This is a genomic window from Martelella mangrovi, assembly GCF_040545495.1.
Lineage (GTDB): Bacteria > Pseudomonadota > Alphaproteobacteria > Rhizobiales > Rhizobiaceae > Martelella > Martelella mangrovi.
In genome coordinates this window covers 413,187-433,150 of record NZ_JBEPLY010000004.1, presented here as the reverse complement: position 1 = coordinate 433,150, position 19,964 = coordinate 413,187, and the positions used below count along the sequence as shown (strand labels likewise).

Genomic DNA, 19,964 nt, shown 5'->3' with positions numbered 1-19,964 from the left:
AGGTCCCGCCATGCAACAGGACAAGCCGCTCAGCGGCATCAAGGTTGTCGAGCACGCCGGCGGCGTTGCCGGGGCCTGGGCCGGACGCCTGCTCGCTGCCATGGGCGCCGAGGTGATCATGGTCGAACCTCCGGAGCTTTGCCCCTTGCGCCAACGCGCGCCGCTCTTTGAAAGCGGCGGCAGCGCGCTTTTCGCCTATCTCGCGGCGGACAAGCGCAGCGTGGTTCTGGATCTGGTGACGGATGCCGGTCGCGACGCATTCGACGCCCTTATTGGAGATGCCGCCATTCTGATCGACGATACGCCGCTTGCCGGGCGGGCGTCGCTTGGCCTCGATCAGGCGGCCATTGCCGCCGGCCACCCAAATCTCGTGCATCTTTCCGTGCTGCCGTTCGGCGCGACCGGCCCGAAAGCGGACTGGAAGGGCGAGGAAATCAACCTCATTCACGCCGGCGGCGAGGGCTATCTTCTGCCCAACGGGCTTTCGGCGACGCTTTTCCCGGACAGGCCGCCGCTCAAGATCGCCGGCCATTTCGCCGAGATGCAGGGCGGCGTGGCTGCGGCACTCGCCGGCCTTGCAGCGCTGTGGTCGGGTGAGGGGCAGTTCGTCGACGTTTCGGTGCAGGACGCGAATCTCGCGGTCGGCGCCTTCGCGCTGCAGCGTTTCGGCGATGGTTCGATCGAGCACCGGCTGACGCGCTCGTTTCGCTATGGCGGCGTGATCGAATGCCGCAACGGTTTTGTCGAGCTTCTGACATTGGAAGAACGGCAATGGCGCGGGCTTGTGGAACTGATGGGCCATCCCGAATGGGCCGCCGATGATGCCTTCAACGATGCCGTCGAGCGCAGTGCGCGCGGTGAGATGATCAACTGCGAGATCCATGCCTGGGCGCGCGCCCATGATGTCGAGGAGATCGTGGCGCGGGCGCAGAAGCTCGGCGTGCCTATGGCGCGCTACAACACGCCGGAGCAGGTGCTTTCTGGCGCGCACGAGACCGCGCGCGGCATCTTCCAGCAACAGGAATGGCCGGGCGTCGGGGCAATCTCGGTGCAGACCGCGCCGTTCCGCTTCGGCGCCGACGCGCCCCGGCTTTCCGCAGCCGCGCCGCAGCCGGGCGCCGATCAGGCACTTGTTTCATCGGCTGCGACAATAAGGAGGGCGACGGCATGAAACCGCTTGCCGGCATCAGGATCGCCGATTTCACCGTTCACGCCGCAGGCCCGTTCTGCACCCATATGCTGTCGCAGCTCGGTGCCGAATGCATCAAGATCGAGACCGCGCTGCGTCCTGATATTTTCCGCAAGCCCCATGCGGTTTATGGCCGCGCGGGGCCGGCAACCTTCGATCAGGTGGCCTCGAACAAATTGTCGGTGCGGCTCAACCTCAAACACCCGGAAGGCGTGGCGCTTGCCAAACGTCTGGTCAGCGCGGCCGATCTTGCCGCCGAAAGCTTCCGCGCCGGGGTGATGGAGCGGTTGGGCCTTGGCTATGAGGCGCTGAAAGCGGTCAAGCCCGATATCGTCATGGTCTCGGTTTCGTCATCCGGCCAGAGCGGGCCGGACAGTCATTTCGCCGGGTATGCGCCGCTGTTCGGCGCATGGGGCGGTCTCGGGCATCTGACCGGATATGCGGATGGCCCGCCGGTGGAAATGCGCCATGTCATGGATCATTCGGTGGGCATGAACGCAGCACTCGCCGCCATTGCCGCGCTGACGCGCCGCAAACGCACCGGCGAGGGCTGCCATGTCGATATCGCCGCGCGCGAGGTTGCCTCGTCGCTTGCCGGCGATGCGATAACGGCGGCGTCTGCCGGCGTTCGCCAGCATCGCATGGGCAATGCCGACCCGCAATTTGCCCCGCACGGTCTCTATGCCACGCGCGAGGACGACCGCTGGCTGAGCATCGCCATCACCACGGACGAGGAATGGCGCGCCCTTGCCGCCATCATCGGCCATCCGGAACTTGCCGGTGAGCCCCGTTTCGCCACCGCGGCGGCCCGTGTGGCCGCGCGTGATGCGCTGGACGGGATCGTCGCGGACTGGGTGGCGACGGTGGATGCCGAGGCGGCCGTCCGCGACCTGCAGGCCAGGGGCATTGCCGCGCATGTTTCCTGGCGCGCCGCCGATATCGCCGCTGATCCCCATATGCGCGGCCGTGGCAGCGTGGTGGAGGTGACCGAAACCGACGGGAGCAACCGCATGGCCGCCGGATTTCCGGCGCGGTTTTCGGCAAGCGATGCGCCGGGCATGACGCGCGGGACGCCGGGCCTCGGCGAACATGAGGATTATGTTTACGGCGAGCTTCTGGGGCTTGGCCGCAGGGAGCGCGACCGGCTGGTGGAGGAGCGGATCATCTACTGATCCGGACGCCGTTTTGAGGGAGAGAGATTTTGACAGTTGAAGCCGCCATGCGTGAGACAAGCCTGGAAGCCGCGATCGGGCGCAAGGAAAGCCGGATGGAAACGATCCTGCCCGAGCGGGTGGCGGCGCTTGTCGAAACGCTGGAACTGCCGGACATGCCGGTGGCCGGCCAGCCGCTGCCGGCGGGCTTTCACTGGCTGTTCTTCAATCCCTTCGTCCGGCGCTCCAGCCTCGGCGTGGATGGGCACCCGAAGACCGGCGGTTTCCTGCCCGATACCGGTCTGCCAAGGCGCATGTGGGCCGGCGGCCGCATTTCCTATCACGCCCCGCTTGTCGTCGGCGCGGTCGCCGAGAAGGAGAGCGAAATCCTCAACGTCGCCGAAAAGAACGGTCGCGCCGGCAGGCTGGTCTTCGTCACCGTCCGCCACCGCATTTCGAGCGGCGGCACGCTGTGCATCGAGGAGGAGCAGGATATCGTCTACCGCGCGCCGCCGGCGGCCGACGCGCCGAAACCGGTTCCGGCCGCAGCCCCCGAAGGGGCGGCCTGGACCAAAGAGGTGAAGCCCGACCCCGTCCTGCTGTTCCGCTATTCCGCCCTGACCTATAACGGCCACCGCATCCACTACGACCGGCCCTATGCCACTGAAGAGGAAGGCTATCCGGGCCTCGTCGTCCACGGCCCGCTGATCGCTACCCTGCTGCAGGATTTCGCGCAGCGCTGCCGACCTGAGGGAAGGCTCACACGGTTCGAATTTCGCGGCATGGCGCCGCTGTTCGTCGATGATGAATTCGCGCTGGAAGCGGTAGAAGGCGAGACGCCGGATCGTCTTTCGCTATGGGCCAAAGGGCCGCAGGGCGAACTTGCGATGAAGGCCGAAGCGGTGTTCGGGGCGTGATGTCGATGGCCATTCCACGCAGCTATCTGTTCGTTCCGGGTAATCGTCCCGACCGGTTTGCAAAGGCCGCCAGCGCCGGAGCCGGCGCGGTGATCTTCGACCTCGAGGATGCCGTCAGCCACGAGGCCAAGGACGATGCCCGCGCGCATGTCATGCAATGGTTTGCTGAAGGCGGGGAGGGCATTGTGCGCATCAACGGGCTCGATACGCCCTGGCATGACGAGGACGTTGCCGCATTGCGCGATATTTCGGCGGAGATCATGGTTCCCAAGGCCGCACCGGCGGGGATGGCGGATGTTGCGGCAAGGCTCCCCGGCCGCCCGCTTCTGGCGCTGGTGGAAACCGTTGCCGGCTTTGCCGCATTGCGCGATACGGTGAACGCTGCGGGTCTGACGCGGCTTGCCTTCGGCAATCTCGATTTCAGCGCCGATGCGCGCATTCCCGAAGGCGGCTACGGGCTGGACCATGCCCGTTTCGAACTCGTTCTCGCCTCAAGGCTCGGCGGTCTTCTGCCGCCGATTGACGGTGTGACCACGGCTCTCTCCGACCCCGAGGCGATCAGGCGTGATGTGCGCCACGCCCGATCAATGGGGTTCGGCGCCAAATTATGCATCCACCCCGCCCAGGTCGCCCCCGTCAATGCCGGCTTTGCACCGAGCAACGAGGAAGTCGTCTGGGCCCGCCGGGTTATCGCCGCGCTGGAAGGAGCAAACGGCGCGGCCGTACAACTCGACGGCAAGATGATCGACCGCCCGCTGATCGATCATGCCCGCCACATTCTTGAGAATGTTGATCCGGCATAGCAAAGGCCGCTTGCGAATCGACCAATTCCGGCAAACCCTGCAACCAAGTCCGGTTTATCAATCACCAAAAGCCCTCGCTTAACCGCGAGGGCTTTTGTCGTTTGGTGCGCCCTGGCAAAAGCCTGATGAAATCCGCCAGCAGGGTTGTGATACTTCGTTTGCCGCAATGCTGTCATCGCTTTTGCAAACCGTTGAGAGCAAGTTACACTGGATATCGTGTAAGGAGCACCGGAGCTTGTTTTGTTTCGGCCAAATCCGGCTTGTCGCGAACCGCAGATTGTCACGAACAGAGGGCGTGCAGAGTTGAGCCATATTGAAAGGCTTGCCGAACAGATATGCACAAGCCCGGCCGGTGTCATCATCGTTACGGCGTTTGCGGGCATGGGCAAAAGCCTTTTGCTCAAGACGGTCGCCCGGCGTCTTCACGCGCATTATTGCGACAGCACAGAGCCGCCGGCCGTGGTGGCGAAGCGTGTACTGGTCTGGGATATTCCGGCTGGCAGCGGCGTGGTGGCGTGTGAACCGGATGTTCTGCGGAGCTTCGACCGAGTCGTCATTGCCCGCAGACACGATGTCGAGATACCGTATGTGACGCGGATGGCGCTTTATGGCGAGGCGGTCTCGTTCGGCGACGATTTTCTGCGCCTGCCGCCGGATGTCGCTGAGCGCCGGTATCAGTCGGGATGGCCGCTTCTTGCGGGCCTTGACCTTGATGACGAAGCGACACGCGACCGGTTTGTTTCCTATCTGGGTTTTGAATTTCTGCGGGATCTGAAGCCTGAACAGCTTGTCGCATGCCGCAGCCTTTGTGATGGCGCCGCAAGCGATCCCACCCTGAACGCAATACCGCCGATGCCGTTCTGGGAGGTCGAGGGAGGCCGGACGACCTGTCCTTCGCCCATCTTGCGCGACCTTATGCTGAAAGCGGTCGACGCCGAAATTGAACGGCGTCTGCAATTTGATGACGCGGCGCCTCTGATTGCCGAAGCGCTTCACCAGGCCGGTCAGAGTGCGAGGGCCATCCGCGCTCTTCAGTCCGTTGGTCTGGAAGAGCCGGCCGTTCGGCTTTTTACCGAAGCCGGCGGGGTTTTACACATCCATAGTGAAGGGCCCGAAGCCTATGGTGAAATCCTTGCCGGCTTTGGTCCGGAGATCGCGGCCAGTCACGAAACCCTGGTTCTGTCCAACGCCATGCGGGCACTGAAGCAGGGGCAGACCGGAACCGCGCGCAAGCTGATTGCCGACCGTTTCGGCCGGCAGAGCACGGACCCGATGGCCGTCTTTGCACGCGGCGCCCCTTATTCCATCACCTTCAAGGGATTCCGGCTTGTAATGATGATCTATGAGGACATCGTCATCACCGAGGCGATGTTCGAAAGGCTTTATGACTATCTGAATGAATTGCCGCTGGACGCCGCCTTGCTGCGGGGATCGTTCTACAATGCGATCCTGGAGTTCTACATTCGCCAGCGTCGCTTCAACGAAGCGGATATGGCGGCGCTGCAGGCCCTTTCCAGCTACCGCGCTGCCGGCATACCGCTTCTTGTATTCTATGTCTGCATGCATCGCGCCGTGATCCGGCTTCTTTCGGGAGATGCCCTGACGGCCAGGGAACACCTTGCGGAAGCCGAACGCTATTTCGCGGCCGTGACCTTCGACAGCCCGGCCGATGAGCGCATCTGGCGGCTGGTGTCGGCCTGCATCGCCTATGAGGATGGCCATCCTCATGTGCTGATCGCCTTTATCAACGACGCGTTCGATAAGTTCGCGCAATCCGAGACATGGCCAAGTCTCGTTGAATTTGCGCTTCACTATGGCAGCCAGGCGCTCAGCGAGCATTTTTCAACGATATCGGCGCTCGGTTTTCTGGATCGGTGGCGCCTTCACCAAAGTCACAGCCGCCACCTGCGTTTCATGATCGAAATCCGGGCCGCGCTGGTGATGCAGAACGGCAACCGCTGGAATGACGCCGCTGCCACGCTTTCGGCCATGCAGAGCCGGATCAACAGAACCTGGGTCGAAGCGGCGGTGGATGAACTGTCCCGACTGTCGATGCGCGATGAAATCGAGGTCGCGTTTGCCTGGCTCAGGCAGGTTGTTCACGAGCGGCCGGAACGGCCTTATCTGGATCGGCAGATCAATGCGATGATCGCCAATGAACGGATCACGGGCCGCCAGCGTCGCGCCCTGCAGATATGGCTTGCCTATGTGCTGAAGCGAACCGGTCGCCTGACGGAGGCGCGCGCGGTTCTCCAGCGTATGTTCGACGGCGCGGGCCGCACGGGCACCATTGCGCCGTTGCAAGAGGAGCGGCGCTTCCTGCAGGAACTGATGGGCGATGGCCGGATTGAAAGCTTTCTCTATGCCGCAGGCCCCGCCCGTCGGATCATGCGGCGCCTTTCCGAAACCAGGGTCAGGGGACGCACGATCGAACAGGAATCGGGGCTGTCACGGCGCGAGGCCCGCATTCTGCTGTTGCTGTGCGAGGGCGCGTCGAACAAGTTTATCGCGCTTCGCCTCGGCATCTCCGAATCGACGGTGAAGTTTCACCTCACGAACCTTTATCGCAAGCTTGGCTGCGGCGGACGGCGCGAGGCAATCGCGGTCGCCAGGGCCCGCAGCTGACTGAACTGACGACGCCTGCCTCCAGCCTCTCACATCTCTCGGTCGCCGTCCTGCCATCGCCGGCGAGGCAGGGCGGTTAACCGCGCGCCCCGCCAAACCTGGTCCAAAACCTGTCCTTTATTGTTCAAAACCTAGACCTTTCGCGTCTTGCGGCAGGGCGGGACACTCAACAGAATGTCTCTACAAATCAGAATTGCCGTCGCCTGATAGGGGAACGGCAGAAGGGGAAACGCGGCGAAAGCGCCGTGGCCTAGCGTAAAACAATGGAGCAGCGCATCTGATGAACCTGCGCTATCTGGAAATCTTTGTCAGGCGGCTTGCCGGGTTCGCGATGGTGCTGTTCGTGCTGTCCCTGATGATTTTCGTTCTGGCGCGTGTGGTGCCCGGCGATCCCGCGCGCATGAGCCTCGGGCCGAGCGCCACGCAGGAACAGGTCGATCAGCTGCGCACGCGCATGGGGCTAGACCAGCCCGTGCTGGTGCAATACGGCCGCTATATCGGCAATGCCCTTCACGGCGATCTCGGCCAGTCCATCGTGTCCGGCAATGCCGTGGTCGACGATATCCGGGCGTTCCTGCCGGCCACGCTCGAGCTGATCATCGTCACCGTCATCATCGAACTGGCCTTTGCCATTCCGCTCGGCGTCATCACCGCGCGCTACCGCAACAGCTGGATCGACAATGCCGGCCGCCTGTTCTCGCTGGTCGGCGTCACGATCCCCGCTTTCCTGTTTGCGATCACGCTGCAACTGGTTGCCGCCCGGTTTTTCCCGTCATGGCCGATACTGGGCCGGGTCGACTACAATCTCGGCGCCCCGTCAGGCCCGACCGGCTTTCTGCTGATCGACAGCATCATGGCCGGGCGCGGCGATGTGTTCTTGAGTGCGCTCGCCCATCTGACGCTTCCGGCGATAGCGCTTGCCATGGCCGGCATCGGCCAGATTACCCACATCACCCGCTCCGCGATGATCGACAATCTGCGCCGCGACCATGTGCTGACGCTGAAATCCTTCGGCGTTCCGGACCCGGTCATCGTCTTTCGCTATCTCCTGAAACTGTCGTCGATTGCGCCGCTGACGATCATGGGGCTCGAATTCGCCTCGCTCATCGGCAATGCCTTCGTGGTCGAAATGGTGTTTTCCTGGGGCGGGTTCGCCTCCTACGGACTGACGGCGATCCTGCAGAAAGACCTCAACGCGCTGATGGCCGTGGTGCTGATTTCCGGCATTTTCTTCATCGTCGCCAATCTGGCCATCGACATCATTGTCAGCATCATCGATCCACGACTGAGACTTGGGGAGGCCGGACCGTGAGCGAGCAGACGGGCCTTTCGGCGGGCTACATGACCTGGTACCGCTTCAGCCGCAATCCCGCGGCCGTCATCGGCGGGCTGATCGTGATTTCGGTTCTCCTCATGGCGGCGATTGCCCCGTGGATCACGCCGTTTCCCGAGCATGTCGGCGCTGTGGTCGATTTCCGCAACCGCCACACCGCGCCCAATGCCGTCAACTGGTTCGGCACGGACAAGGCGGGCCGCGATATCTTCTCGCGCACCATTTTCGGTTTCCGCGTATCCCTGCTTCTGGTCATCGGCGTTCTCGGCGTTTCCGTGCCGGTGGGCGCGGTGCTGGGCATGATCTCCGGTTATTTCGGCGGCTGGTGGGAACGCATCATCACCGGGCTCACCAATGTCATGCTGGCCATGCCGCCATTGGTCATGGCGCTCGCCATCGGCAACATCCTGCAACCGAACCTGATCAACGCGATGATCGCAATCACGCTGTTGTGGTGGACATGGCACGCCCGGCTCGTCTATCGCGTCACCCGCTCGATCGCGACGGAGGACTTCATCGAGGCCGCGCGTCTTGCCGGGGCCGGGCCGTTCCACATTCTGTTTCGCGAGATCCTGCCCAACTGCATTTCGGTGATTTCGGTGAAAACCACGCTGGATGCGGCCTTTGTCATCCTGTTCGGGGCGACGCTTTCCTTCCTCGGCTTCGGGGTCAAGCCGCCAACGCCGGACCTCGGCTCCATGGTGGCCGACGGTCGCCAGTTCCTGCCGGAAAAATGGTGGGAAGTGCTCGCCCCCGGCTTTGCCATCTTCTATGCCACGCTCGGCTTCAACCTTCTGGGTGACGGCTTGCGCGACATGTTCGACGTGGAGGCCTGACCCGATGGCTGTCCCCTTGCTCAAGGTTGAAAACCTCAACATCGCCTTTACCGGCTATGGCCGCCGCAACCACGTGCTGAAGGATATCGGTTTCGAGATCGCCGCCGGCGAGCGCGTGGCCCTGATCGGCGAGACGGGCTCCGGAAAATCCGTGACCTCGAAGGCCATTCTCGGCACCCTGCCGGACAATGCGGTGATCGAAAGCGGCAATATCTTCTATCGGGGCGCGGATGTGTTCGCCATGTCGCCGCGTGAACGCGACGGCCTGAAGGGCTCTGCCTTTTCGATCATCATGCAGGACCCGCTGTCCTCCTTCAATCCGGTGTTCAGGATCGGAAAGCTTCTGGACGACGTGCTCTATTTCGCCGACCGGCGCAATGCCACGGTCAGCAACGCCCGAAAGCGCAAGAGTCGAATTTTCGACGTTCTCCGCCGCGTTCAGCTTGCAGACCCCGAGCGCATTTTCAATGCATGGCCGAACGAACTGTCCGGCGGCATGCGCCAGCGCGTGCTGATCGCGCTTTCGCTGCTGCACCAGCCCGATCTGCTGATCGCCGACGAGCCGGGCACGGCGCTGGACGTGACCACGCAGGACGAAATCCTGAAGCTGATCAACCGTCTCGTCGGCGACGAGGGGCTGTCGCTTCTGATGATCACCCACAATCTGGGCGTGGTGCGCCAGACGGCAGACCGTGTTCTGGTGATGCGCCATGGCGAGATCGTGGAAGAGGGGCGGCTGGAAGACATCTTCAACGCGCCGCGGGAGAACTATACCCGCGACCTGATGGAAGCGGTGCCACCGCTCTACGGTTCGCGCGTGGTTAACCAGCCCGTCAGCGACAAGCCGCCGATCATGACGCTGGATAACGTCGACAAGGTCTATCGGTCGAAGGGCATTCTCATGTCACGCGGGCCCGGCCACCATGCGGCGAAATCGATCAGCCTGTCGATTGCCGAAGGCGAAGTGTTCGGGATCGCGGGCGAAAGCGGCTCCGGCAAAACCACGGTTGCGCGCATGATCATGCGCCTTCTGAAACCGACATCGGGGACCATTCAGGTTGGCGCGGCCGCTGAGACGGCCGACCCGCGCCGGCTGACGCAGATTGTCTACCAGAACCCCGGCACGTCGCTGAACCCCAAGCGCACCGTCTCGCAGACGCTGTCGGTTCCGCTGAATTACGGCGGCTATGACCGCCAAAGGGCAGAGGCCCGCAAGAAGGAGCTGCTGGCGCTGGTGCGGCTGCCGGAAAATTTCCTTTCCAAATATCCGCACGAGCTTTCCGGGGGGCAGAAACAGCGCGTCGCCATTGCCCGTGCGCTTGCCGCCGAGCCGCGCATCATCATTCTGGACGAACCGACATCGGCGCTCGATGTTTCGGTCCAGAAGACGGTGGTCGAACTGCTGCTGACGCTGCGTGAAGAGCTCGGCCTCACCTATGTGATCATCAGCCATGATCTCTCGCTGATGCGCAATTTCTGCTCGCGCATCGCCATCATGCTGAAGGGCGAAATCATCGAACAGGGACCGACGGCGGATGTCTTCGCCCGTCCCGAACACCCTTACACCCGCGCGCTGATCGCCGCCATTCCGGTTCTCAGTGACGAGGAAGAGGCGGAAAAGCCGAAGGTCAGCGCCGCGGAACGCGCCCGCTTCCTGGTGCAGAGCACCGGCGAGCAGGGCGAAGACGAAACAGTGTGAATGCCGCATCAAAAGCGGCGAAAGGACAAGGAGTACCCACGTGTATCGACTGGGAATTGATGTCGGCGGCACGAATACCGATGCCGTGGTGATGGATGGCAACACGGTGCTTTCGGGCGTCAAGGCCTCGACCACGGAAGACGTGACCAGCGGCGTGATCGAGGCGCTGGAGGGGGCTATTGTCAAAGCCGGGATCGACCGCGCGAAAATCGGCAATGTGATGATCGGCACCACGCATTTCACCAATGCCGTGATCGAGCGCCGCCATCTGAACAAGGTGGCCGCCATCCGCCTCGGCCTGCCGGCAACGGCATGCCTGCCGCCGATGGTCGACTGGCCGGACGATCTGAAGGAGGTCGTCGGCAATCGTGGCTATCTGGTCAAGGGCGGCTATGAATTCGACGGGCGTGAAATCTCGCCGCTGGACGAGGCAGAGATCGTGCGTATTGCCGGTGAAATCCGCGATAATGACATCAAGGCTGCCGCAATCACCTGTGTCTTCGCGCCGATCAACCACGCCATGGAGGAAAAGGCCAGGGCGCTACTGGAAAAGCACTGCCCCGGTCTCCCGGTTGTTGTCTCGACCGATATCGGCAGGATCGGGCTTCTGGAGCGGGAAAGCGCGGCGATCATGAATGCCAGCCTGCTTTCGCTTGCCGACCGCACGGTCAGCGCATTCGCAAAGGCGCTCGCCGATGCCGGTCTCGTCTGCCCGTTCTACATCACCCAGAATGACGGCACGCTGATGGCCGCCGACGTCGTCCGCCGTTTCCCGGTCCTCACCTTTGCTTCCGGCCCGACCAACTCGATGCGCGGCGCGGCCTTCCTGACGGGCGTGCGCGAAGCCATCGTCGTCGATATCGGCGGCACGACGAGCGATGTCGGCTCGTTGCATGCGGGCTTTCCCCGTCAGGCGGCAACCGTGGTCGATGTCGGCGGCGTGCGCACCAATTTCCGCATGCCGGATGTGTTTTCCATCGGCCTTGGCGGCGGTTCTCTGGTGCGCAAGGACCATACCGGCAAGGTGAGCGTCGGCCCGCAATCGGTCGGCTACCGGATCACGAAGGACGCCAGGGTTTTCGGCGGCGAAACGCTGACGGCAACCGATATTGCCGTTTCGCTCGGCTCTGCCGCCGTCGGTGATGCCGCCCGCGTCAGTGATGTCGAAACGGACCTCGCCCGGGCCGCCGAGGCGGAAATGATCGCGATGCTGGAAAACGCCGTCGAGCGCAGCCGGATGTCGCCGGAGCCCATTCCGGTCATCGCCGTCGGCGGCGGTTCGATCCTGATGCCCGACCGGCTTGGGGACCTCGACGTGATCCGCCCCGAAAACTTTGCCGTCGCCAATGCCGTCGGCGCGGCGATTGCCCAGATCTCCGGCGAGGTTGACCGCGTCTATGCGCTCGAGAACGGCCTGACGCGCGAGCTTTGCCTGGCGGAAGCCGAAAAGGAAGCAACGGAGAAGGCCGTCGCCGCCGGCGCCCTTGCCGAGACGATCGAGGTGATCGAGCGCGAGGATGTACCGCTTGCCTATCTTCCGGGAAATGCGACCCGCATTCATGTGAAGGTCGTCGGCGAGATGGGAGGCGTCAATGACTGATACTCTGTCCCGCCCGAAATTTGAATTCGACCCGGCCGATCTGTGGATCCTCGACCGTGAAGACATTGAAGCGCTGGAAATCGGCTCGGCCATTCTGGGCACCGGCGGCGGCGGCAATCCCTATATCGGAAAGCTGCGCGCGCGTCAGGCGCTGGATGAGGGCTATAGGCTTTCCATTCTGCCATTCGACAAGGTGCCGGACGAGGCCTGCTGCGTTTCGCTCGGCGGCATCGGCGCGCCTGTCGTCGGCCATGAACGCCTCCGCGAGGGGCGCGAAGGCCTGCGCTGCGTGCGTGCGATCGAAGACATGCAGGGCTTTCCGGTCGACCTCATCGTCTGCGAGGAAATCGGCGGCTCCAACGCCATGGAACCGCTGATCGTCGGCGGCATGACCGGCCTTCCGGTGGTCGATTGCGACGGCATGGGCCGGGCCTTCCCGGAAATGCAGATGACGACCTATTCCATCTACGGCCACACCTCGACGCCGAGCGTGATGTGCGATGTTCACGGCAATATCGTCGTGTTCAAGCATGCCGTGACGGAGATTTTCCACGAGCGCATGGCGCGCGCCTGTGTGGTTGCGCAGGGTGGCGGCTCTGATATGGCGTCGGCGCCGATGGCCGGGGCCTTCCTGAAGAAATTCGCCATACCGAATTCCTATACCCAGGCGATTGCGCTGGGCCGGGCGGTCATGGATGCCCAACGCCAGCACCGCGATCCGATCGCCGCCATCTGCGAGCGGGAAAAAGGCAAGCACATCTTCTCCGGCAAGATCACCGATCTGAAGCGCCATCTGCGCGGCGGTTTCGTGGTCGGCGAGGCGATGCTGGCCGGCGTCGACAACCACAGCGGCGAGGCGGCCTCGGTGATGATCCAGAACGAGAATCTGCTGTTCACCCATGAGGGCGAGGTGAAGGTCTCCGTGCCTGACCTGATCGTCGTTCTGGATATCGACAGCGGGCATGCGATCACCACGGAAATGCTGCGCTACGGGCAGCGCGTCGCCATCCTTGTTCTGCCGTGCCATCCGCTGCTGCAGTCGCCGGCAGCCCTTGAGGTCGTCGGCCCGAAGGCTTTCGGGTTTCCCGATGTCACCTACCGCCCGCTTGCAGGAGCCTGATCGCCATGGCGAAAACGCTGATCAATGCCGACGATCTGGACGCCATCGCGCTGGGCGGCGCCTTTCTGGGCACCGGCGGGGGCGGGGACCCCTATATCGGCAAGCTGATGGCCAAGGCCGCGCTGTCCGAAACCGGACCGGTCACGTTGATCGACCCTGCCGATGTGGCTGACGATGCGCTGTGCGTGCCGGTGTTCATGATGGGCGCGCCGACGGTGATGCTGGAAAAACTGCCGAGCGGCGATGAAATCATGGCCGCTCTTGCCCAGCTCGAGGCCTATCTCGGCAAGAAGGCCACGGCGCTGATGTGCGTGGAAGCCGGCGGCCTCAACTCCACCATTCCGTTTGCCGTTGCGGCGGCCACGGGCCTGCCGCTGATCGATGGCGACGGCATGGGCCGCGCCTTCCCGGAACTGCAGATGGTATCCTTCACCATGTCGGGCATTCGCGCCACGCCTCTGGTGCTGGCCGACGACAAGGGCAATTCCGTGCTGATCAATGCCGTCGACAACCTCTGGACCGAGCGGCTGGCCCGTGCCGATACGGTGCAGATGGGCGGCGCGGCGCTGGTGGCGGCTTACTCCATGACCGGCGCCCAGATGCGCGACAGCATTCTGCCGGGCACGATGACGATGATCCGTGACATCGGCAAAACGCTGATGGCCGAACGCAAGGCCCATCGCCATCCCGGCGCCGCGCTGCGCGCCCGGTTTTCAGGCCACCACCTTTTCACCGGCCGCGTGGTTGATATCGAGCGCAGGACCGTCGGCGGTTTCGCCCGCGGACGGGCGATCATCAAGGGCACGGATGACTTTGCCGGGCGGCAGTTCAGCGTCGATTTCCAGAACGAGTTTCTCGTGGCCCGCGACGATGCGGGCACGGTGATGGCGACAACGCCGGACCTGATCTGCGCGCTGGATGCCGATGCCGGAATGCCGGTGACCACCGAACAGATGCGCTACGGCCTGCTGGTGGAGTTCACCGGCTTGCCGGCCGACGCGAAATGGCGCACGGAAGCGGGCCTTGAACTCGTTGGTCCGGGCTATTTTGGCTATGACCACGACTTCATGCCTGTCGAAGAACTGAACGATAACAAGAAAATAAATTCAGAATGTAACTGAGATCTCAAAAAGAGAGGAACTTGCAATGACACGGAAAATGCTTGCGGTCGCCGGGCTGGCGCTCGCTGCTTCGGCTTCCACCGCGCTGGTCCCGGCGATCGCGCAGGACAAGGTTTCGATCGTGGTCAACGCCACGCAGGTGTTCGGCACCATCGACCCGGCGCGCATCAACGACTACACCGAATACATGGCAGCGGTGAACCTCTATGACGGCCTGACGACGGTGGCCGGCGATGGTTCCATCGTGCCGCAGCTTGCCGAAAGCTGGACCGTTTCGGACGACAATCTGACCTACACCTTCAAGCTGAAGGACGGTGCGACCTTTCAGGATGGTTCGCCGGTCGAGGCGTCCGACGTCGTCTACACGCTGAAGCGTCTGCTGGCGATCAATGAGGGCCCGTCCTATCTGTTTTCCAAGCTGATCGATCCCGACACGCTGAAGGCGGTGGACAGCAAGACCGTCGAAATCGGCCTGACCAAGGTCTATGCGCCTTTCCTGACGACAACGCCGCTGATTCTCGTGGTCAACGAGGATGAGGCAAAGGCCAACAGCGACGAGGAGTGGGCCAGCGATTACATCGCCAGCCACAGTATCGGTGCAGGGCCGTACGCGCTCGAGGACTGGAAACGTGGTTCGCAGATGGTGGTTGAGCGTTACGCGGATTATCACCGCGGGTGGGACCGCGGCACGCCGATCGACGAAATCCGTTTTGTGATCACCAATGACGAAGCGACCGTGAAGGCGCTGGCGACCAAGGGTGAGCTTGGCATGTCATCGGGTTCGCAAGCCAACGAGACCTATGAAGCCATCGGCGCGATGGACGGCTACAAGCTCATCGAAACGCCGACGGCAACGGCCTTCTACATCAAGATGAACACCAAGCTGCCGCCGACCGATGACATTCACGTGCGCCGCGCGATTGCCTATGCGACCGACTATGCGACAATCCGCGAGGCCATCTATCCGGGTTCGGAACTCTCCGGCCCGATGGCGTCGGCCTTTGCCGATGCCTATGCCGGTGATCTGCCGACGCCGGAATACAATCTGGAAAAGGCGCGCGAAGAACTGGCCAAGTCGAAATATGCCGGGCAGGACATCACCCTGACCCATTCCTATGTGGCCGGGCTTTCCTTCGAAGAAGACATCGCGCTGCTGATGCAGGCCAATCTCGAACAGATCGGGGTCACGCTGGATGTTCGTCCGGAGCCGTGGAACCGCATCACCGAACTTGCCGCCAAGCCCGAGACGACGCCGAACACGACCCAGGTCTTCAACGGCCCGAGCTATCCATCCCCCGACAGCGTATTCTATGTGCAGTACGACTCGGCCGCGTCGGGCACATGGGCCTCGATGGAATGGTTGCAGGACCCGGAAGTCGATGCGCTGATCGAGGATGCCCGCACCACGACCGAAGTCGACAAGCAGAATGACATCTACAAGGAGCTGCAGCGCAAGATCGTCGCACAGCAGCCGGATGTCTTCATGCTGGTGGAAAATCGCCGCTACGCGGCAAGTAGCTGCCTTCAGAGCTACGAGTTCGTGCCGATGATGAGCTGGGACACCGATTTCTCACGCTTCAGCTGGGAGTGCAGCGCCGAATAGGCCCTGCCTGACCGGTTGAGTTCAGGCTTACTGTCTTGCCCACAGTCATATCAGGGCGCAGAGCATCATGCTCCGCGCCCCGAAACACGGACTACTTTTGACAGGGTTTTCCGGAATATGTTCCCAAGGCTTGGTGGTGGAAGGCGTGTTGTCCTGCCGGTTCGCCAGCGCGATCACGCTGGAGCCGTTCGGCACTCCGGTGGCCCACGCTCCTCACGCAAACACCGGGGCGAATGCCTCGAAATATTACTACGCGCGACGCATGCATAGACAATGCAATAACTCCGGTGAGTGATACGCAAATATTTTCACCACGTCCTTCGGCACGGTTCGGAGCCATGCAGTGAATTTATCGTTGCGCGAAGTTTTCGCAATGTTGCGTGTTGCCGAACCGGTGCTATTTTGTCGGAGCTGATGGCCCGCGGTGAGGACGGGCCACGGCGGGAGGAGACATGTAAAAGACGAGACCGATCCGATATGCTGTGCATCATTGACGCGGTCGGCCCGCATTCCGGCTGTCTTGTCCGAAATCTTCAAACCTCATTCTGATTTATCGTCACGCGAAACCCGGCAAGCGGCTTCCAGCGCGCGCCGGGGCCGACGCAGATGCAATACCGAACGAAATTTCTTGAGGAGCCACATCCATGAATCTTGCCCACCTGGAAAAGCCGCCGTTTTCTCTCGACCGGGAGGCCATCGAATGGGTGCGCAAGACCTGGGAGGCGCTCGACGAAGAGGCCCGGGTCGGCCAGCTCTTCAATCTGCGTTCGAAGGGCTATGACGAAGACGAGCCTGCTCGCATTGCCCGCCTTGCGCCCGGCGGCGTGACGCGTTTCTTCGGCGAAGACGGTCCGGCGGAGCGCGCGCGTCTCGAAGCCTTTCAGCGCGATGCCGCCGTGCCGATGCTGGTCAGCGCCGATCTCGAGGGCTCGCGCATGAGCCTTCCCTTCGGCACGCAGGTGCCCAACCCCATCGCCCTTGCGGCGATCGACGATCTTTCCGTCACCGAGGAGGTTGCCCGGATCATGGCGCGGGAAGCGCGCGCGGTGGGCGTCAACTGGTCGTTCACGCCGGTTCTGGACATCAATGCGGCCTGGCGCAGCTCCATCGTCGCCACCCGCGGTTATGGCTCCGATCCGGACGTGATCGCGCGCCATGCTCTGGCGCAGATCCGCGTCTTTCAGGAAGAAGGGCTTGCGGCAACCGCAAAACACTGGCCCGGAGAAGGGCATGACGACCGCGACCAGCATCTGGTGACCACGATCAATCCGCTCTCGGTCGAGGATTGGGAGGCGACCCATGGCCGCCTCTATCGCGAGGCCGTGGAAGCCGGGGTGATGAGCGTGATGACCGCCCATATCGCCTTCCCGGACTGGGCGCGCCGCATCGGCAAGGGAGATGGCGTCGAGGCGTTCCGCCCGGCCTCGGTCAGCGCGGCGCTCAACACCGATCTCCTGCGCGACGAGCTCGGCTTCAATGGCGTGATCGTTTCGGATGCAAGTCGCATGGCCGGGCTTTCGGCCTTCATGCCGGCCGTCGAAAGCAAGGTGCAGATCATCGCCTCGGGTGCGGACATGATCCTGTTTTCGCTCGATCCCGAAGGCGAGATGGCCGGCGTGCGCGAGGCCGTCAGAACCGGCCGGATCACGCCGGAGCGTTTCTTCGACGCGGTTACCCGGGTTCTGGGGCTGAAGGCGGCGCTCGGCCTTCATCGGCCAGCCGCGCCGCCGGCCTTCCCCGCGCCACGCGATGACTGGAGCCGGCAGGTTTCGCGCCGCGCGCCGGTGCTGGAAAAGGACGTGAACCAGACGCTGCCGCTCGACCCGCAGCGCCATCGCCGCATCCTGATGTTCGCCCCCGGCATCATCGAGCCGATGCAGGGCCAGACCCTGCCGCTGGAACTGCCGGAACTTCTGCGCGCCGAAGGCTTCGCGGTCGACGTTCACCGCATGGGCGACCCGATCGACCCGTCGGGTTATGACCTGGCGATCTATGCTCTCTCGGAGGAAACGCTGCTGACGCGCGGGCGGATATTCCTCGACTGGGCAAAACTCGGCCAGGGTCTCGACGGCGCCATGCGCCGGCTGTGGCACGAGATCCCGGTCGTGATGATTTCCTTCGGCTATCCCTATTATCTCTACGACGCGCCAAGGGTGCCGACCTATATCAACGCCTGGGCGACAATGACGGCGATGCAGGAGGCGACAGTGGACCTGCTGCTGGGCCGCGCCGAATGGAACCGCAAAAGCCCCGTCAACGCCTTCGTGTCTCCCGATTCATATTATTGAAGAAGGGCCGACCTGCCTCGGCGATGCGACCGTCATCAAGTATGAAGGTCGCTCGCGGTATAAAACGTGCGGGTAACGGCGCGCGCTTTGATCAACGTCCTTTCCGATCTGTTCGACGGGCTATCTTCGGCTTCGCAATCGCAGTCTGTAATCTCGTCAGACTGCCAAAACGGATCGCCGCTGCCATTGTGCCGCCGCCTGCTAGATCGGCTCTGCTTCCAGCTCAAGTTCCCGTTCTTCATTGGCCCAGTGAACGGTCGACTGGCGGCATTTGGTGAGGTGAAGGCGCATGGCGTCGCGGGCGCTTGCTTCGTCTTGCGCGGCAATCGCTTCGAATACCGCACGATGCTGGTTGCGGATCGCCTGGTTCTTTTCCTGCCGGTCGGTCGTGCTCGGCGCGATGGCCAGAAGCATTCCCTTGTAGATCGTGTCGCGAAGGCGCTCGAGACTCATCAAGAAGAAGCTGTTTTTCGTCGCTCGGGCGACAAGGAGATGAAACCGGAAGTCCAGTTCGAAGGAATATTCCGAAGTCGCATGCGTGGTTTCGAGCCGGTGCATCGCCTCCCGGATATCCTTCAAATCACGGCTTGTCCGGTTGCGTGCCGCCATCGCCGCGGCTTCTCCCTCCACGCCCATCCGGTACTCGTAACAAAAGGCCCGATTGCCGAGCGGCACCAGTAACCTGTTTTCCTCCATGGTGCGATCCTCCACCTCATCGCTCGCGCGCCGGTCGGAATTTTGCCAATTCGTGGAGCGCGTACTGCTATCCTAGTACCCCCTGGTGCCCATGCAAAAATCTGTTGTGCACCCAGCGGATGTGATGCCGCATCAGCCTGCACGCTTCGTCCTTGTTCTGGTTTCCGATGGCAACGACAACACTGCGATGTTGGTCCTCGACCGTGTCCAGGAAATCCGCCTCGAACAGGGAAAGGCTCCAGGTCAGGTTCATCGACAGCATCATCTGACGGCGTAGCGACAAAAGCGTGTTGCGGTAGAAAGGGTTTGCCGATGCCTCTGCGACCTGAACATGAAAGGCGAAGTCGCGGCCGGCATTTTTCTCATCGGCGGCAGCACGGGGCATATCGACGAGCCGATAAAGGGAATCCAATTGGTCCTGCGTGCGCCGCTCGGCGGCCAGTGACGCAGCTTCTCCCTCGACGCCTTCACGGAAACTTGCCAGGGGGCCGAGATCGGCGATGCTGGAAATCGAAGGGTATTCAGTTTCCGGCGCTATCTCCCGGACCACGAAACTTCCGGAACCGCGCCGCGATTGAATGAGGCCTTCACTGCGCAACCGCTTCAGCGCCTCACGAATGACGGGCCGCGACACGCGAAATTGCGCCGCCATGTCCTGCTCCGAGGGGAGGCGCCCGTTCGTCGCCCATGCGCCGCCCTGGATCAGCGGAAGCATCTCCTCGTAAACGGTATCGGAGAGTTTGTAGGTCGTTTCGCTGTCGGTCAATTCGTCACCCGTATTCGCAAGCCGGCTCGCACTGGCATCAAAGGCGTTTTCCCGCCTCGCATTCCGTCGATCACCGCTTTTGCCAATTATACATGAGACAAAGCGCAAGGCACGTCAATTATAGACATATAGCAATAATGTTGTAAATGTTGTTATTATTTGATAACAAAACGTAGCCTTGTAATCAAACATTCCGTGTCGGAATGACTGAAATTGG

Annotated in this window: 15 protein-coding genes; 13 read left to right on the top strand and 2 right to left on the bottom strand. The window is 62.5% G+C overall.

Annotated features, from left to right (window positions below; genetic code table 11):
- Nucleotides 1–10 precede the first annotated feature (10 nt).
- The 13 genes from ABID12_RS08820 (at nucleotide 11) to ABID12_RS08760 (ending at nucleotide 18,285) form a co-directional block, all read left to right on the top strand.
- The gene (locus ABID12_RS08820) at nucleotides 11–1,171 is read left to right on the top strand and encodes a CoA transferase (protein WP_354433908.1); all 1,161 of its coding nucleotides are present in this window, start codon (nucleotides 11–13) and stop codon (nucleotides 1,169–1,171) included.
- Nucleotides 1,168–2,361 carry a CaiB/BaiF CoA transferase family protein gene (locus tag ABID12_RS08815; protein WP_354433907.1) on the top strand — a complete coding sequence of 398 codons (1,194 nt, stop codon included), beginning with the start codon at nucleotides 1,168–1,170 and terminating at the stop codon, nucleotides 2,359–2,361. Before ABID12_RS08820 ends, ABID12_RS08815 begins: the two co-directional genes overlap by 4 nt.
- A gap of 29 nt (nucleotides 2,362–2,390) precedes the next feature.
- Entirely contained in the window at nucleotides 2,391–3,257 is an 867-nt protein-coding gene (locus ABID12_RS08810; RefSeq protein WP_354433906.1) for an HTD2 family dehydratase, read from the top strand.
- A 5-nt stretch (nucleotides 3,258–3,262) separates the two neighbouring features.
- Nucleotides 3,263–4,060: an HpcH/HpaI aldolase/citrate lyase family protein gene (locus tag ABID12_RS08805; RefSeq protein ID WP_354433905.1), complete on the top strand. Its 798-nt coding sequence runs from the start codon at nucleotides 3,263–3,265 to the stop codon at nucleotides 4,058–4,060.
- 303 nt (nucleotides 4,061–4,363) lie between these two features.
- Nucleotides 4,364–6,685, top strand: coding sequence for a helix-turn-helix transcriptional regulator (locus tag ABID12_RS08800; RefSeq protein ID WP_354433904.1), 2,322 nt, complete (start codon nucleotides 4,364–4,366; stop codon nucleotides 6,683–6,685).
- A 280-nt stretch (nucleotides 6,686–6,965) separates the two neighbouring features.
- A complete protein-coding gene (locus ABID12_RS08795) occupies nucleotides 6,966–7,997 on the top strand; it encodes an ABC transporter permease (protein ID WP_354433903.1) in 1,032 nt (343 codons plus the stop codon).
- A gap of 29 nt (nucleotides 7,998–8,026) precedes the next feature.
- The gene (locus ABID12_RS08790) at nucleotides 8,027–8,854 is read left to right on the top strand and encodes an ABC transporter permease (RefSeq protein ID WP_319519771.1); all 828 of its coding nucleotides are present in this window, start codon (nucleotides 8,027–8,029) and stop codon (nucleotides 8,852–8,854) included.
- A 4-nt stretch (nucleotides 8,855–8,858) separates the two neighbouring features.
- On the top strand, nucleotides 8,859–10,553 hold the full coding sequence (locus ABID12_RS08785) for an ATP-binding cassette domain-containing protein (RefSeq protein ID WP_354433902.1): 1,695 nt from the start codon (nucleotides 8,859–8,861) through the stop codon (nucleotides 10,551–10,553).
- A 40-nt stretch (nucleotides 10,554–10,593) separates the two neighbouring features.
- On the top strand, nucleotides 10,594–12,153 hold the full coding sequence (locus ABID12_RS08780; RefSeq protein ID WP_354433901.1) for a hydantoinase/oxoprolinase N-terminal domain-containing protein: 1,560 nt from the start codon (nucleotides 10,594–10,596) through the stop codon (nucleotides 12,151–12,153).
- Nucleotides 12,146–13,273, top strand: a complete 1,128-nt coding sequence (locus tag ABID12_RS08775) for an S-methyl thiohydantoin desulfurase family protein (RefSeq protein ID WP_354433900.1) — start codon at nucleotides 12,146–12,148, stop codon at nucleotides 13,271–13,273. The genes ABID12_RS08780 and ABID12_RS08775 overlap by 8 nt, the downstream gene beginning before the upstream one ends.
- Nucleotides 13,274–13,278: 5 nt before the next feature.
- On the top strand, nucleotides 13,279–14,394 hold the full coding sequence (locus ABID12_RS08770) for an S-methyl thiohydantoin desulfurase family protein (protein WP_354433899.1): 1,116 nt from the start codon (nucleotides 13,279–13,281) through the stop codon (nucleotides 14,392–14,394).
- Nucleotides 14,395–14,419: 25 nt separating this feature from the next.
- Nucleotides 14,420–15,997, top strand: coding sequence for an ABC transporter substrate-binding protein (locus tag ABID12_RS08765; RefSeq protein WP_354433898.1), 1,578 nt, complete (start codon nucleotides 14,420–14,422; stop codon nucleotides 15,995–15,997).
- A gap of 644 nt (nucleotides 15,998–16,641) precedes the next feature.
- Nucleotides 16,642–18,285, top strand: coding sequence for a glycoside hydrolase family 3 protein (locus ABID12_RS08760; RefSeq protein ID WP_354433897.1), 1,644 nt, complete (start codon nucleotides 16,642–16,644; stop codon nucleotides 18,283–18,285).
- A gap of 201 nt (nucleotides 18,286–18,486) precedes the next feature.
- On the opposite strand, the gene ABID12_RS08755 is transcribed toward ABID12_RS08760, so the two are convergent.
- Both ABID12_RS08755 and ABID12_RS08750 read right to left on the bottom strand, forming a co-directional pair.
- Nucleotides 18,487–18,981: a FadR/GntR family transcriptional regulator gene (locus ABID12_RS08755; protein WP_354433896.1), complete on the bottom strand. Its 495-nt coding sequence runs from the start codon at nucleotides 18,979–18,981 to the stop codon at nucleotides 18,487–18,489.
- A 67-nt stretch (nucleotides 18,982–19,048) separates the two neighbouring features.
- Nucleotides 19,049–19,747, bottom strand: coding sequence for a FadR/GntR family transcriptional regulator (locus ABID12_RS08750; protein WP_354433895.1), 699 nt, complete (start codon nucleotides 19,745–19,747; stop codon nucleotides 19,049–19,051).
- Nucleotides 19,748–19,964: the final 217 nt, after the last annotated feature.